Here is a 14,736-nt window from a genome sequence, read left to right as displayed (position 1 = left end):
TGTGTTGTCTCCGGTTGAGGACAGGATCTGACCGCATAGCTCCGTAGCGTGAGTTCCATGACGGAAACCATGCGGAGAGCGTCCACGGCAGACCCACAGGCCGGATGCACATCACCGACCCCCGACCCCCGGCGGGAGACGTCGACGGTGCCGCCCCGGTCGCCTGAGACGCCTGAGACGCCTGAGGCGCGGCGCGAGGGGCGTCGGCGTCGTCGGGCGCTGGCCCGCGAGATCAGACGCGCCCGCGCCCGTGAGCGGGCCTACCTGCGATTCGAAGCCGAGCAGACGGCCAGACGCTGGAGGGTCGGTGGTTCGGGGGACTTCCGCTGGCTGTGAGGGGCCGTCCGCACCAGATGCCTCTCTCCTCGGTGACGCCGGTCATGTGAGACTGGCCAGGTCAGTCACGTCACCGACAGAGGAGGATCATCCATGGTGCGGATCGGGTACATCGTCGGCAGCTTCGCGGAGGACTCGGTGAACAGGAAGCTCGCCGAGCTTCTGGTGGCTCAGGCGCCCGAGCGCGCGGAGCTGGCGGAGATCGACATCCGGCCGCTGCCGCTCTATGACCGGCACCTCGACGCGGAGTTCCCTGAAGAGATGTCCGCCTTCAAGAAGGAGGCCGCCGCGGTCGACGGTCTGCTGCTCGTCAGCCCCGAGCACAACCAGAGTTTTCCCGCACCGGTGAAGAACGCCCTCGACATCCTCACCCGGCCCCCGAAGCAGGGCGTGCTGGCCGGCACGCCGATGGGGATCGCGGGGGCCTCGCCGAGTCGGTTCGGCACGATCAACGGCCAGACCCAGCTGCGCAGCTTCCTGCCCCTGCTTGGGGTGAAGCTCATGGGGACCCCGCTGATGGCCGTGCAGGTCACCGAGGGAACCTTCGCTGAGGACGGTGCCGACGCGGCACTGGTCCGCCGGGCGGCCAAATACATGGACGCCCTGACCACCTGGGTGGAGCAGCACTCCTGAGAAGAGCGTCAGCCCGCCCCGTGGGCCAGCAGTCCGCAGGCCTGGGCGGCGCTCTGTTCGATCAGCTCCGGAGCCCGCTCCAGCAGCTCCTCCAGGGCGGCTGCGCCGGGGGCGATGGAGAACGCCCCCGTCAGCCCCGCCTGCCGGCATTCGGCCGCGCTGAGCTTCACGGTCCCGGCGACGACGACGACGGCGGCGGCCTGCGGAGCGTGACGTCGCACCGCCTCCACCACCTTCCCGCCCAGGGACTGGGAATCCAGCGAGCCCTCCCCGGTGAGCACGATGTCCGCCTCGGCCAGCGTCTCAGCCAGTCCCACGGCCTCGCCGACCATCTGTGAGCCTGGCACCACCTCGGTGTCGAGCAGGCTCACCATGCCCACCGGGATGCCGCCGGCCGCGCCGAAGCCTGGGGCCTGACGGTACTGCTCTGCAGAGACTCCGGTGTGTGCGGCGAGTACCTCGGCCAGGTGGGAGAGCCCGGCGTCGAGCGCCGCGACGGCGTCGTCGTCCGCGCCTTTCTGCGGGCCGAACACCGCGGCCGCGCCACGTTCCCCGGTGAGCGGGTTGTCCACGTCTACGGCGATCCTCCAGCGAACCGCGGCGGCCCGTGGGTGCAGCCCCGTGGTGTCCACCGAGGCGATCTGGGTCAGCCCCTGTCCGCCGGGGGCCACGGGTGCGCCGGAGGTGTCGAGGAACTCCACGCCCAGGGCGCGCAGGAGCCCAGTGCCCCCGTCAGTGCTGGCCGAACCGCCGATGCAGAGGAGGACCTCCTCCACCCGGGCGCCCACCGCCAGCTCCCCGCCCTGAGGGCCGCTGTCCAGGAGGTGCCGCGCGATGAGCCCCACTCCGTAGGTGTCGGCCCGGCCAGGCTGCAGCGGCACGTCGCTGACCTGAGGCAGGCCGTTGCCCTGGGCTGCTTCGAGGACGGCAGTCCGGCCGTCAGCCGAGCGGCCCACCAGGGCGGTGCCGGGGCGGCCGATGGCGTCGACCACCTCGATCTGCTCGGCCTCCTGCCCCCAGACCGCCAGCAGCGCCTCCAAGGTGCCCTCGCCGCCGTCGGCGAAGGGCAGCTCGATGATCTCCGCTTGAGGGAAGACCTGCCGGGCGCCTCGGGCCAGTGCGGCCGCAGCTTCGGCGGCGCTGGCGGAGCCCTTGAACGAATCGGGGACGCAGACGACGCGCGGTGCTGCTGTGAGGTGGCTCATGATGATGACTCTACGACGGCTGGACCACGGCCCGGCGCACCAGGTGTTCGCTCAGCACCCGCTCATCTGGGACGAAGCCGAGCCCGGGGGCATCGCCGAGAGTGATCCGCGGCCCGGCCCCGTGCAGGCTGTGCAGTCGCTGCGGCCACTGCAGAAACGGCACTTCCAAGCGCACTTCCTCGCCGAGGGTGGCGATCAGCTCTGCGGAGGCGTTCAGCGCCGGTCCGTAGTAGAAGCAGTGGGGGACGACGGCGACTCCGGTCTCCTCCCCGGCGGCGAAGACCTCACGCATCGCCGAGATTCCGCCGATCTTTCCCACGCTGGGCTGAGCGTAGTCCACGGCCCCAGCGCGCATCTGCTCCACCATCCCCTGGACCCCCGAGGCGTTCTCCCCGGCGGAGATCCTGCCGTGCCGGGCGTTGAGCCGGGCGAGGGCGGCGGTGTCATCCGGGGGGAACACGGGCTCCTCCAGCCAGAGCAGATCCGCGGGGGCGAAGGCCTCCAGCGCCGCGGAGGCCTCGGACTCATCCCAGCGGCAGTTCACGTCAGTCATCAGGCCTGCCTCCGGGCCAGCCTGGGCGCGGGCCGCCGCGACAGACTCGGGGGAGGACTCGTGCAGCTTGAAGGAGGTGTATCCGGCCTTCTGAGCTCGCGAGATGTGGTGGGCGACCTCCACCGGGTCATCCCCGTAGTGGACCAGGGAGGCATAGCAGTCGATGGTGTCCCGGGACTGCGGGTTGAGGAGGTGGCGCAGCGGCATCCCGGCACGCTGGGCGGCCAGGTCCCACAGGGCGATGTCCACCGCGGAGAGGGCGAAATGCACCGGTCCTGTACGCCCGAACGCATGGAACGCGTATTCCGCATCTCGACGGACGGTCGCCGGATCGGCGGGGCGTCCGAGGTGGAACGGGGCGACGATGCCCTCCAGTGCGGCCCAGGTGGCCGGATTGGTCCGGTGGCCGAACGCCTCGCCCCAGCCCACGGCGCCATCGGAGTCGGTGAGCTTCACCAGCAGGGACTCCATCCGGGTGAAGGTGTGGGAGGAGGCGTTGTACTCGTCGATCGACTCCTCGCCGATCACCCGGCGCGCGGCGGAGAACGGCATGGAGGTCAGCAGCAGCTCGATGCCTGCGACGGTGGGGAGGCTCTCGGCCATCTCTCTCCTGGGTGGGGGGGCGGAACGGGCGGGCGAGCAGAGGAGTCAGTGGAGCGGGTGAGTCCGCGCGGGCCTTCGGTGAGGTCGTCGTGGGCTGCGTCTCCGAGCCTAGTGGGGTCTCATGATGCCGTCCACGGGTGAGGATGCATGGATTGATACCCAGATGACATGAGAAAAAACGATTCAATTGGTGTTCCCCGGTTTTCCGGGGATGTTCGCGCGGTCAGAGAGTGTCCGTGCCGTCCGTGAGCCCGGCGACTGCCGTTCAGCCTGTATTCACAGCGATCGGTGTGCTTGACCTCACAATGTGGCCTCACTTACCGTGGACAGCACGTACACGGAAAGCGATTTCCCAAAGTTTCGAGGAGGCAGCGATGCTGTCCCAGATGCAGAGCATCGATCCCGGCGCGGAGCACCGTCCCGCCGTGGGTCGGAAGGCGGCGCCATGAGCGTCGTCGCCGAGCTCCAGCAGCTCAAGAAGGGCCCCGCAGGGGGGCGCAAGCGGAAGCACAAGGAGAACAAGGCAGGCCACCTGTTCCTGCTGCCGTGGACCATCGGTCTGATCGGCATCACCCTGTTCCCGATGGCCGCGTCCCTGTACCTGGCCTTCACGAACTACAACCTGCTCCAGTCGCCCGAGTGGATCGGCATGGAGAACATCACCCGGATGCTCGGGGATGATCGCCTGCACAACTCCATCCAGGTGACCTTCACCTACGTGTTCGTCGGAGTGCCGATCCAGCTGGCGGTGTCGTTGGCGATCGCCATGCTGCTGGACCGCGGCATGCGAGGCCTGTCGTTCTACCGCTCAGTCTTCTACCTGCCGTCCATGTTGGGTTCCTCCGTGGCGATCGCGGTGCTGTGGCGCCAGATCTTCGGTCACTCGGGCCTGATCAACCAGCTGCTGGCCATGGTCGGGATCGAGGGTCAGGGCTGGGTCTCCAGCCCGGACACCGCGCTGGGCACCCTGATCATCCTCCACGTGTGGACCTTCGGTGCCCCGATGGTGATCTTCCTGGCCGGTCTGCGGCAGATCCCGGACATGTACTACGAGGCCGCCTCGATCGACGGCGCCAGCCGGTTCAAGCAGTTCTTCGCGATCACCATCCCGCTGCTGACCCCGATCATCTTCTTCAACCTCGTGCTGCAGCTGATCGGCGCGTTCCAGAACTTCACGCAGGCGTTCATCGTCTCGGGCGGCTCCGGCGGCCCGGCGGACTCCACGCTGTTCTACACGCTGTACCTCTACCAGCAGGGCTTCGGCCGCTTCGACATGGGCTACGCCTCAGCCATGGCCTGGCTCCTGGTGCTGATCATCGCCTCGATCACCGCCGTCAACTTCTGGCTCTCCAAGTATTGGGTGCACTACGATGACTGATTCCACGACGACCACACCGTCCGGCGCGCCGGCAAAGAGCCGCGCCGAAGCCCAGAAGGCCGACGCGACAGCGGCCCTGGCCGGGGCGAGCTCCCTCACCTCCGAGGACCGGGCGCCGATGAAGTCGACGACGCCGACCCAGCGGGCGGTCAAGGCCACCGTCAAGCACATCCTGATGATCCTCGCCTCGTTGGCGATGATCTATCCGCTGCTGTGGATGCTGGTCTCCTCGCTGCGCCCCAACGAGGCGATCTTCCGGGAGCCGGGGATCCTGCTCACCACCCTGGAGTTCAACAACTACGTCCAGGGCTGGAACGCGCTGAGCCATCCGTTCAGCCACTTCCTGTGGAACTCGGCGATCGTCGTCTTCGCCTCGATCCTGGCGAACCTCATCGCCTGCTCGATGGCGGCCTACGCGTTCGCCCGCCTGGACTTCAAGTTCAAGATCCCGATGTTCGCGGCGATGCTGCTGACCATCATGCTGCCGGTGCACGTGGTGATCATTCCGCAGTACATCCTGTTCTCGAACCTCGGCTGGGTGAACACGTTCCTGCCGCTGATCGTGCCCAAGATCCTCGCCACGGACTCGTTCTTCATCTTCCTGATGGTGCAGTTCATCCGCGGCATCCCGAAGGACCTGGACGAGGCCGCCCGCATCGACGGCGCCGGTCACATCCGGATCTTCTTCCAGGTGATCCTGCCGCTGATGGTCCCCGCCCTGGCGACCACCACGATCTTCACCTTCATGTGGACGTGGAACGACTTCTTCAGCCAGCTGATCTTCCTGACCTCGCCGGACATGTACACGGTGCCACTGGCGCTGCGAGCCTTCATCGACTCCACCGGCGAGTCGAACTGGGGAGGCATGTTCGCGATGTCGATCATCTCGATCCTGCCGCTGTTCCTGATCTTCCTCTTCGGTCAGCGGTTCCTCATCAAGGGCATGGCCACCACCGGCATCAAGTAGGTCCGTGCCGCACCGTCCGTACGACGGTCGTCCGCCGCTCCCCGCGGCGGGCGGCCGTCGTCGGCGTCTCAGGGTGAGATACCCCGACGGAACACCTGCGATCCACGGAAAGCATGAGAGCACGCCTTCTCATTCCCTGCCGACACGACAAGACTGTTGGGGAGGACATCCCCAGCGCACACCGCAGAAGGAGCTGGCTCCCCCGTGAGCACTGAGAACACACGAACCCGCTACGCGATCATCGGCATGGGCAGCCGCTGCCAGATGTACATCGACGCGATCCACGGACCCCACGCCGACGTCGCCGAGCTCGTCGGACTGGCCGACACCAATCCTGGCCGCGCGGCCTACCACCAGCAGCGCATCGCGGAGGTCCACGGCGCGGAGATCGCGACCTTCGACCCTGCTGAGCTGACCACTCGCATCCAGGCCGAGGGCATCGATCGGGTCATCATCACCAGCCCTGACTTCACTCACGCGGACTACATCGTCGAGTCCCTGGAGGCAGGCGCCGACGTCGTCGTGGAGAAGCCGCTGACCGTGGACGCAGAGTCCAGTGCGCGGATCGCCCGGACCGTGGAGGCCACCGGGCGCGAGGTCATCGTGACCTTCAACTACCGGTACTCTCCGCGCAACACCGCGCTGAAGGCCGCCATCCTCGACGGGAAGATCGGGGAAGTCACCTCGATCGACTTCACCTGGGTGCTCGACACCGTCCACGGCGCCGACTACTTCCGCCGCTGGCACCGGAACAAGAAGAACTCCGGTGGCCTGCTGATCCACAAGGCCTCCCACCACTTCGACCTGGTCAACTGGTGGCTCGCCGACGCCCCGGCACGCGTCTACGCCTCCGGGGGACTGAAGTTCTACGGAGCGGAGAACGCCGCGGCTCGGGGCATCGCTCCGGCTGAGCGCGGCACCCGTGAGGGCTCCGAGCAGGACCCCTTCGCGCTGGACCTGCGCAGTGACGAGAAGCTGCAGAAGCTCTACCTCGACAACGAGCACCACGACGGCTACATCCGTGACCAGGACGTCTTCGGCGAGGGCATCACCATCGAGGACAACCTCGCGCTGATCGTGGACTACGCCCGCGGCGCGGTGCTGAACTACTCGCTCAACGCCCACGCGCCCTGGGAGGGCTACCAGGTGGCCGTCAACGGCACCGAGGGTCGGCTGGAACTCGAGGTGGTCGAGCGGGCCGCCGTGCTCCCGGCCGAGGGCGGGGCCCCGGTGGACCCCTCGGTCTCGGACGACGGCCAGTCCGGAGCGCTCCGTTCCAAGGGGGAGCGCCTGGTGCTGCAGCGGCACTGGGGCGAGGCTCAGGAGATCGAGATCGTCCAGGGCGAAGGGTCCCACGGCGGCGGCGACGGGCTGCTGCTGGCCGACATCTTCAACGGTCCCGGCGAGGATCCGTACAAGCGCCCGGCAGGGCTGGTCGACGGCATCCAGGCGATCATCGTGGGCGTGTGCGGCAACACGTCCCTGGAGAGCGGCGGCCCGGTCCGGGTGGCCGACGTCGACCTGGGCCTCTCCGAGGCGGCCGGCGCCGCCGCCGTCGCGAACTGACACTCGAGCAGAGCACAGGAGACCTCCGATGGCCGAACGCATCATCGTCACCGGCGGCTCGGGCCGCCTGGGCCGCAGCGTGGTGGCAGGCTTCGCCGCCACCGAGCACGAGATCATCAGCGTGGACCGCGCGCTGCCCGAGGAGCCCACTGACGGGGTGGCGTATCGCAGCATCGACCTGCTCGATGCTGAGGCCACGCGGGAGCTCTTTGAGGAGCTGGCACCGACTGCGGTGGTCTCGCTGGCCGCCATCGCCGTGCCCTTCAGCGCTCCCGAGGACGTGATCCTCAAGACCAACGCGGGGATCGCGCACAATGTGACCGCGGCGGCCGTGGCCTCCGGGGCCACGAAGGTCGTGATCGCCTCCAGCCCCTCGATCATGGGATACGGATCCCCTGCCGGCTGGGTGCCGCCGCGGCTGCCCCTGGATGAGGACGTGCCGCCGCAGCCGTGGCATGCCTACGGGCTGAGCAAGCATGTGGCCGAGCAGGTGGCCGCGATGTTCGCCCAGCAGACGGATGAGGTCACGTTCGTCTCCTTCCGGCCCTGCTACGTGATCGCTCCGGAGGAATGGGAGGGCGCTCCCACCCAGCAGGGCCACACGCTGGCCGAACGGCTCGACGACCCGGCGCTCTCCGCGGTGGCGATGTTCAATTATGTGGATGCCCGAGACGTCACCGACTTCCTGCTGACGCTGCTGGCCAAGATCGACCAGGTGGAGAACGGCTCGGTGTTCTTCGTCGGGGCCAAGGACGCGCTGGCCCGGCGGCCGCTCGCCGAACTGATCCCGGAGCACTTCCCCGCCCTGGCACATCTGGCCGGGGAGCTCACGGGGGATGCTCCGGCGTTCTCCATCGAGAAGGCCCGCCGGGTGCTCGGCTGGGAGCCTAGGCGGAGCTGGCGCACCGAGCTGGTGAGTGAGCGGGTCTCCTGATCTGTCCCCGTCTTGTTCGTCTGTCCCCGTGGAGTTCCACGGGGACAGACGAACAAGAAGGGGATACACAGTGGAAGACCGCATGGCGTGAGCCGCGAGCAGCGGTGACAGGATCTGACTTGACGACGGCCCCGGCAGTGATCTGCCGGGGCCGTCGTCGCGCTGGTGGTGACGCGGGGCGTCAGTCCGTGTAGGTGTTGGCGATGTAGACGTCGCAGGTGGCGTTGTGCGAGACCGAGTTGGCCACGCTGCCCAGCACTCGGCTCACGCCGCGCATGCGTTGGTTGCCGACGACGATGATGTCGGCGTCGACCTTCTCCGCATAGCCGATCAGCGCATCGGCAGGCTTGCCGTGCACCGAGCGGGGCAGGATCTCCGCCTCGGGCGCCTTGAGGGTCTCGGCGACCTTCTCGGCGATGTAGCGGGCGTTGTCAGCGTCGGAGACGACCCACTGGTCCGATCCGCTGCTGACGACCTCGGTGCGGTCGTCGGCGTAGGCCGAGACCACATGCAGCGGGGCGTTCAGCTTGATGGCGAGGGTGCGGGCCTTCTCTGCGGCCTTGCGGGCCGTGGGGCTGCCGTCGACGCCGACGATGATCGGACCTGACATGGTGTGCTCCTTCATGGGACTGCGCGATGTGACGTGTTCAGCGTAGTCGAGGACGCGTTGTCGCGGGAGTGGGTGTGGTGGGTCGTTCAGTCCCCCGGGCTGTGCCGGCTTCATGCGCGCTGGGCATGGAGAGACATGCAACGGGCATGATCCAGGCCCCTGCGACCTGTTGAAAGTGTTCTGAATCACAGAGTATCGTGACGCTCACTCACAACGAGAAACCGGTTTCTAGCCGGTGTGGCGGGGATCCGTCACCAGCGACAAGGAGGTCTGCATGGAACTGGATCGGCGACACACGGCGCGCTCGGGGCTCTCCCGACGCACACTGCTCAACCTCGGCATGGGAGGTGCGGCCGCGCTGACCCTCGCCGGCTGCGATCGGTTCGGGGGCGGCAGCGCCTCCGCGGGCGGAGCTGCTGACTCGATCAACATGATCTGGTGGGGCGATGCGGCACGGTCCGAGCAGACCGAAGCCATGCTCGACGTCTACCGGGGCCGTCACTCCGACGTCACCATCGTCACCGACTACGCGGACTCCGGTCCCTATCAGGACCGGATGGCGACACGGTTCGCCGCCGGAGACATCCCCGACATCATGAACCAGCGTCGTGACGGCCTCCGGGAGTACGCGGATCGCGGGACGCTGCTCAACCTCAATGACCACCTCGACGTCCTGGACCTGAGCGATGTGCCTGACACCTACCCCCTGGGACGCGTCGGCGATGACCTCTACGGCATCCCTGCTGGTCTCAACGCGGTCGGGTTCATCATCAACACGGACCTGGCGGGCAGCTACGGGGCCGAAGTTCCCGATCACCTGACCTGGTCCTGGGACGATCTCTGGGACTTCAGCCGGGAGATCACCGAAGCCGCACGGTCCGGGGGCGACGAGGTCTACGGAGTCGACCTCTCCTTCACCACCATCCAGAACCTGGTGGTCTGGGTGCGGCAGGCCGGGGAGGACGTCTATACGGAGGACGGCCTCTTCGGCGCCAGCGAGGAGACGTTGGCCGCGTGGTTCGAGATGTCCGTGGAGCAGCGCGAGAGTGGGGGACTTCCGCCGGCGGGATTCCTCGACGTGACCGGCAGCTCGGCCGCCGAGTCAGCCATCGCGGCGGGCCGTGTGGCCGGGCAGGTCATTCCCACCAACAACCTCGAGGTCCACGGCGAGGTCGTCGATGGTCCGCTGCAGCTCTGCCGTTTTCCGGGCGAGGTGCAGTCTGTGCGTCGGGGGATGTCGATCGACACAGCCATGTACTGGTCCATCGGTGCCGAGGCCCCGAACGTCGAAGGCGCCCTGGACCTTCTCAACTTCATCGTCAACGACGCCGAGGGCAACGCCGCCGTCGGGGTCACACGGGGCCTGCCCTGCAGCGAAGCCGTCGCCGAGGAGATCGCCGATTCCCTCAGCGAGGCCGACCAGGAGTCCATGCAGTACCTCATGGACCTGTCCGAGGAGGATCTGCCCGAGTCCCGCCCGGATCCGGCGGGAGGTTCGGCAGTGCAGGACATGCTGACCGAGATCGACGAAGAGGTCCAGTTCGGTCGGCTGACGCCGCAGGAGGCCGCCGCCCGACTTCGCGAGACGGCCGACAGCGCCATGGGACTGGCATGATCCGGGTGTCGAGAAGGAGGAGCCTGACATGGCGGTGATGGCGACCGAGGCCCCCCAGCGGGCGTCCGACGAGGCGCGGCCGACGCCGTCACCGCAGCGGAGGACACGACGACGGCGCCGCCCGATCCAGTGGGCCGGATACATCTTCCTGCTGCCCTGGTTCCTCGGGATGCTGTTCACGATCGTGCCCTTCGGCGCGTCCTTGTACCTAGGGTTCACGGACTATGACCTGCTCACCCCGCCCAGCTGGGTGGGCCTCGAGAACTTCATCGAGCTCTTCCGGGATCCGCGGGTGGGCCAGTCGCTGATCGTGACCTTCACCTACACGCTGGTCTCGGTGCCGCTGTCGCTGATCGCGGCTCTCGGCGTGGCGCTCGCGCTGAACCGAGGCCTGCGGGGACTTCCGCTCTACCGAGCCGTGTACTACCTGCCCTCGCTGTTGGGCGGCAGCGTCGCCATCGTCATGCTGTGGCGGCAGATCTTCGGCACCCGGGGGATCGTGAACACCTTCCTGGGCTGGTTCGGAATCGACGGTCCGGCGTGGGTCTCTGACCCCAGCACGGCGCTGAGCGTACTGATCATCCTCAATGTCTGGACCTTCGGCGCCCCCATGGTGATCTTCCTCGCCTCGCTGCGACAGGTCCCCACCATGTACTACGAGGCCGCCGCCGTCGACGGCGCCACCCGATGGCGGCAGTTCCGATCCATCACGTTGCCGCTGATCAGCCCCATCATCTTCTTCAACCTGGTGCTGGCCACCATCGGGACGCTGCAGACCTTCACCCAGGGCTACGTCCTCTCCAACGGCTCCGGAGGGCCGGCCGGCTCAGCGCTCTTCTACAACCTGAACCTCTACATCGAGGGCTTCAGCCGCTTCAACATGGGTTACGCCTCAGCCATGGCCTGGCTGCTGCTGGTGATCATCGCCGCGTTCACCGCGGTGAACTTCATCGCGCAGAAGTACTGGGTCTATTACGAGAACTGACAGAAAGCAGGCTTGAGATGGCCATCCCCACCACCACGGCCACCCCGACGGCGGCCCGTGCACTGACCCGGAGACAGCGGTCTCGAGGCGACTCCGGGGACCTCGATCCCGGTCCGGTGGACGCCCAGGACACCGCCCAGCGGAGGTTCCTGAGGCATGTGATCCTGTGCGGGGTCGCGCTGCTGATGATGTATCCGCTGCTGTGGATGCTCTCCAGCTCGGTGAAGCCGGATGCCAACATCTTCACCGAGCAGGGGCTGTGGCCCTCGGAGTGGCGGTTCGAGAACTACGCGGACGGCTGGAACTCGCTGCAGCACCCCTTCGGGCACTACATCGTCAACTCGGCGATCGTGGTCAGCCTCAGCATCGTGGGCACCGTGGTCAGCTCGGCTCTGGCCGCCTACGCCTTCGCCCGTCTTGAGTTCCCGGGACGGCGGTTCTTCTTCGGACTGGCGCTGATCACTCTGATGCTGCCCGGCCATGTGCTGCTGATCCCGCAGTACATCATCTTCTCCGAGCTCGGCTGGCTGAACACCTACCTGCCGCTGGTGGTGCCGAACTTCCTGGCCTCGAACGCCTTCTTCATCTTCCTGATGGTCCAGTTCATGAGGGCCCTGCCCAAGGAGCTCGACGACGCCGCCCGGATCGACGGCTGCGGTCCGTTCCGGATCTTCTTCCAGATCATCGCCCCGCTGTGCGTGCCCGCTTTCGCCACGACGGCGATCTTCACCTTCATCAGCACCTGGAACGAGTTCTTCTCCCCGCTCATCTACATCACCGATCCCAACCTCTACACCGTGCCGTTGGCTCTGCGGCAGTTCATGGATGCCGAAGGTCAGTCCGCGTGGGGTCCGATGTTCGCGATGTCAGTGGTGTCCTTGCTTCCGATCGTGGCATTCTTCATCATGGGTCAGCAATACCTGGTCAAGGGCATCGCCACCACAGGCCTGAAGTGATCCTGGCGTGACGGCCCGTCCTGCCAGGGGTATCACCCTCAGCTGAGAGGAATCGGATGGTCGCGCCATCTCCGCCCCCTGCCACGTTCACCAGCATCTCCGCCGGAGAGGACTGGGAGCATGGCATCCCGGTGGGCACCGGCCGGGTGGGCGCCCTCCTGCACGGGGCTCCCGGGGAGCACCGGGTGGACCTCACCCATGAGGAGTTCTTCCTCCCGGTCAATCCGCGCGGTCCGGCGCCGGATCTGCGGTCCCGACTTCCGGGCATGCGGCAGGCGATGATGGAGGGTGACGCCGCGAGAGCCGGTGATCTGCTGGCCGCCGCGGCCGCCGAGCACAGCCCGGACGGGTCCCTGATCTGGACGGATCCCTTCGTCCCGGCGGCACGGCTGACGATCACCGATCCGGAGGCCGCACCCGTGCCGGGCAGCCGACGACGGCACGTGGATCTGAGCACCGGCGTCGCCGAGATCAGCTGGGAGGACGCCCGTCGAGGCCGGCAGACGCTGCGGATGCAGCCGCACCACGGTCAGCAGAGCGTCCTCCTCACGCTCAGCTCCCAGGCTTCGGGCGAGCTCGGACTGCGACTCTCGGAGGGGGGCGGGGATTCGTCCACAGAGGGCCCCGCCGCTCAGATGCGGTCCCACGTTGTCCTTGACGAGGGGCAGGCACGGTTGCGCGTCGGCGCCGAGCGGACAGCTCATGAGACGGCGGAGACGACAGTGGGCCCCTTGCCGGAGGCCGAGCGGCACGGCGACGGCGCCGTCGTCGCGCGGCTGCCCCTGCGGCCCGGAGTCGAGACCGTGCTGCGGCTCCATGTGACGGTGGAGGGGGCGCCGGCCCATGACCCCCTCCTGGGCGCGAACGCCTCATGCCTGTCGACGCCGCGGGAGGTGCTGGCAGCGCGCAGCCGGTTCAGCCTCGGGGTGCGGCACGAGGCCGCGGAGCATTCCTGGACCGATCGGTCCACCGAGGAGCTGCTCGCCGCCGCCCGCCAGGGCGAGCCCGCAGCCGAAGATGCCCTGGTGGAGCTGGTCTACGCGGCCTCTCGGCATACGATCATCTCCTCCACCGGGGTGCTGCCGCCGAACCTGACGGGCCTGTGGCAGGGCACCCGGTCTCCGGCCTGGTCCGGGGACTATACGCTCAACGGCAACGTCACGCTGGGGGCGACCGCCTCGATGATCTCCACCGGCATGCCGGAGCTGCGATGGAGTCTGCTGCGACTGATCTCCCGCCACCTGCCGGATTTCCGAGAGAATGCGCGCCGGGTCCTCGGCGCCGAAGGGCTGCTGCTGCCCGCTCGGCTGAGCACCCACGGGCATTCCACCCACTTCTCCGTGGAATTTCCTCACCTCTTCTGGATCGGCTGCGGGTCCTGGGTGCTGCGGCAGGGCTGGGACCTGTTCTCGGCGACCGGAGACACCACCCTGCTGCCGTGGCTGTGGTCCTTCGCCCAGGAGGTGATGCGCTGCTGCGAGACCGCCGTGCACCACCACGACGGCACCGCCCATCTGGTGCCCAGCTACTCGCCGGAGAACACCCCGCACCGGGCGTCGAACCCCCTGGCCGTGGACGCCACCTCCGACATCGCTGCGATCCGCGACGCCGCCGTCGTGGCGACCCGGATCGGGCGGCTGGTCGGCGATGAGACGCATGCCCGGCGTTGGGCTCGGCTGCGGGAGAGCCTCCCGGCGCCGATGCTGACCCCCGACGGCGCGCTGGCCGAGTGGGCGCACCCCGGCTTCCCTGATGAGCCGCACCATCGGCACGCCTCCCACCTGTACGCCTTCGGAGCCGAGGGGGACGAGGTCTTCGACACCCCGCAGATGCGGGCTGCCGCCCTGACCACGGTGCGGCAGCGGCTCACCTACCGCGAGTCGGACCCGCCGGAGACCATGCAGATGGCCTTCGGCCTGTGCGAGCTCGGTGTGGTGGCGGCCCGCCTCGGCGAGGCCGAGTTGGCGCTGAGGATCGTGCACACGCTCGCCCAGCAGCACTGGCACCCCAGTATGATGTCCACCCACGACCCGTCATCCATCCTCAACGCTGACGCCTCGGGAGGTTTCCCGGCCGTTGTCGCTGCGATGCTGCTGACCAGCCGGCCCGGCCAGGCCGTCCTGCTGCCGGCGCTGCCCGAGAGGTGGTCCACCGGCGCCGTCAGCGGTCTGTGTGGACCGGAGGGGCTCATCCTCGAGGAGCTTGTCTGGGGCACGGGTCACGCCCGCGCGACGCTGCGCCGTCGCCCCGGGTCCCAGGCGGCCTGGACGTCACGGTGGCTGGAGGTCACGGCCGGAACCGGCTGGCGGCACGCCGACGGGACGCCGAGCCGCACCGTGGAGCTGGGGGAGGAGCCGCTGACCCTGGAGCTGCGGCGCGGCTGAGAGCGTGCGGG

At 68.0% G+C, this 14,736-nt stretch carries 13 protein-coding genes; 10 read left to right on the top strand and 3 right to left on the bottom strand.

Annotation, left to right across the window (positions count from 1 at the left end):
- Positions 1-147: 147 nt before the first annotated feature.
- On the top strand, positions 148-336 hold the full coding sequence (locus tag ODE13_RS06710; RefSeq protein ID WP_322478570.1) for a hypothetical protein: 189 nt from the start codon (positions 148-150) through the stop codon (positions 334-336).
- Positions 337-429: 93 nt separating this feature from the next.
- Positions 430-969 carry an NAD(P)H-dependent oxidoreductase gene (locus ODE13_RS06705; protein WP_322478569.1) on the top strand — a complete coding sequence of 180 codons (540 nt, stop codon included), beginning with the start codon at positions 430-432 and terminating at the stop codon, positions 967-969.
- Positions 970-977: 8 nt separating this feature from the next.
- Here the strand turns inward: ODE13_RS06705 and ODE13_RS06700 are convergent, their stop codons facing one another.
- Entirely contained in the window at positions 978-2,174 is a 1,197-nt protein-coding gene (locus ODE13_RS06700; protein WP_322478568.1) for a glycerate kinase, read from the bottom strand.
- A 10-nt stretch (positions 2,175-2,184) separates the two neighbouring features.
- Positions 2,185-3,330 (bottom strand): mandelate racemase/muconate lactonizing enzyme family protein, encoded by a 1,146-nt coding sequence (locus ODE13_RS06695; protein ID WP_322478567.1) that lies wholly within the window; start codon positions 3,328-3,330, stop codon positions 2,185-2,187.
- Between the two features lie 445 nt (positions 3,331-3,775).
- Between ODE13_RS06695 and ODE13_RS06690 the strand changes: the two genes are divergently transcribed.
- From ODE13_RS06690 to ODE13_RS06675, 4 genes are all read left to right on the top strand, one after another.
- Positions 3,776-4,708 (top strand): sugar ABC transporter permease, encoded by a 933-nt coding sequence (locus tag ODE13_RS06690; protein WP_322478566.1) that lies wholly within the window; start codon positions 3,776-3,778, stop codon positions 4,706-4,708.
- 118 nt (positions 4,709-4,826) lie between these two features.
- The gene (locus ODE13_RS06685) at positions 4,827-5,675 is read left to right on the top strand and encodes a carbohydrate ABC transporter permease (protein ID WP_322478731.1); all 849 of its coding nucleotides are present in this window, start codon (positions 4,827-4,829) and stop codon (positions 5,673-5,675) included.
- A gap of 204 nt (positions 5,676-5,879) precedes the next feature.
- Entirely contained in the window at positions 5,880-7,241 is a 1,362-nt protein-coding gene (locus tag ODE13_RS06680; protein WP_322478565.1) for a Gfo/Idh/MocA family oxidoreductase, read from the top strand.
- 28 nt (positions 7,242-7,269) lie between these two features.
- Positions 7,270-8,175, top strand: coding sequence for an NAD(P)-dependent oxidoreductase (locus ODE13_RS06675; RefSeq protein WP_322478564.1), 906 nt, complete (start codon positions 7,270-7,272; stop codon positions 8,173-8,175).
- 181 nt (positions 8,176-8,356) lie between these two features.
- Here the strand turns inward: ODE13_RS06675 and ODE13_RS06670 are convergent, their stop codons facing one another.
- Positions 8,357-8,785, bottom strand: coding sequence for a universal stress protein (locus ODE13_RS06670; RefSeq protein WP_322478563.1), 429 nt, complete (start codon positions 8,783-8,785; stop codon positions 8,357-8,359).
- A 274-nt stretch (positions 8,786-9,059) separates the two neighbouring features.
- Here ODE13_RS06670 and ODE13_RS06665 point away from each other — a divergent pair, with 274 nt between their 5' ends.
- From ODE13_RS06665 to ODE13_RS06650, 4 genes are read left to right on the top strand one after another with little or no spacing between them, the layout of a single operon-like run.
- The gene (locus ODE13_RS06665) at positions 9,060-10,400 is read left to right on the top strand and encodes an ABC transporter substrate-binding protein (RefSeq protein ID WP_322478562.1); all 1,341 of its coding nucleotides are present in this window, start codon (positions 9,060-9,062) and stop codon (positions 10,398-10,400) included.
- 28 nt (positions 10,401-10,428) lie between these two features.
- Entirely contained in the window at positions 10,429-11,385 is a 957-nt protein-coding gene (locus tag ODE13_RS06660) for a sugar ABC transporter permease (RefSeq protein ID WP_322478561.1), read from the top strand.
- A gap of 17 nt (positions 11,386-11,402) precedes the next feature.
- Complete coding sequence (locus ODE13_RS06655; RefSeq protein ID WP_322478560.1) at positions 11,403-12,341, top strand: carbohydrate ABC transporter permease; 939 nt, start codon at positions 11,403-11,405, stop codon at positions 12,339-12,341.
- 56 nt (positions 12,342-12,397) lie between these two features.
- Positions 12,398-14,725, top strand: coding sequence for a glycosyl hydrolase family 95 catalytic domain-containing protein (locus tag ODE13_RS06650; RefSeq protein ID WP_322478559.1), 2,328 nt, complete (start codon positions 12,398-12,400; stop codon positions 14,723-14,725).
- The last annotated feature ends 11 nt before the right edge of the window (positions 14,726-14,736 follow it).

This window comes from Nesterenkonia sp. HG001, from assembly GCF_034438835.1.
GTDB lineage: Bacteria > Actinomycetota > Actinomycetes > Actinomycetales > Micrococcaceae > Nesterenkonia > Nesterenkonia xinjiangensis.
Note: the sequence above shows the minus strand (reverse complement) of the source record. Positions and strands in the feature narration are given on the sequence as shown.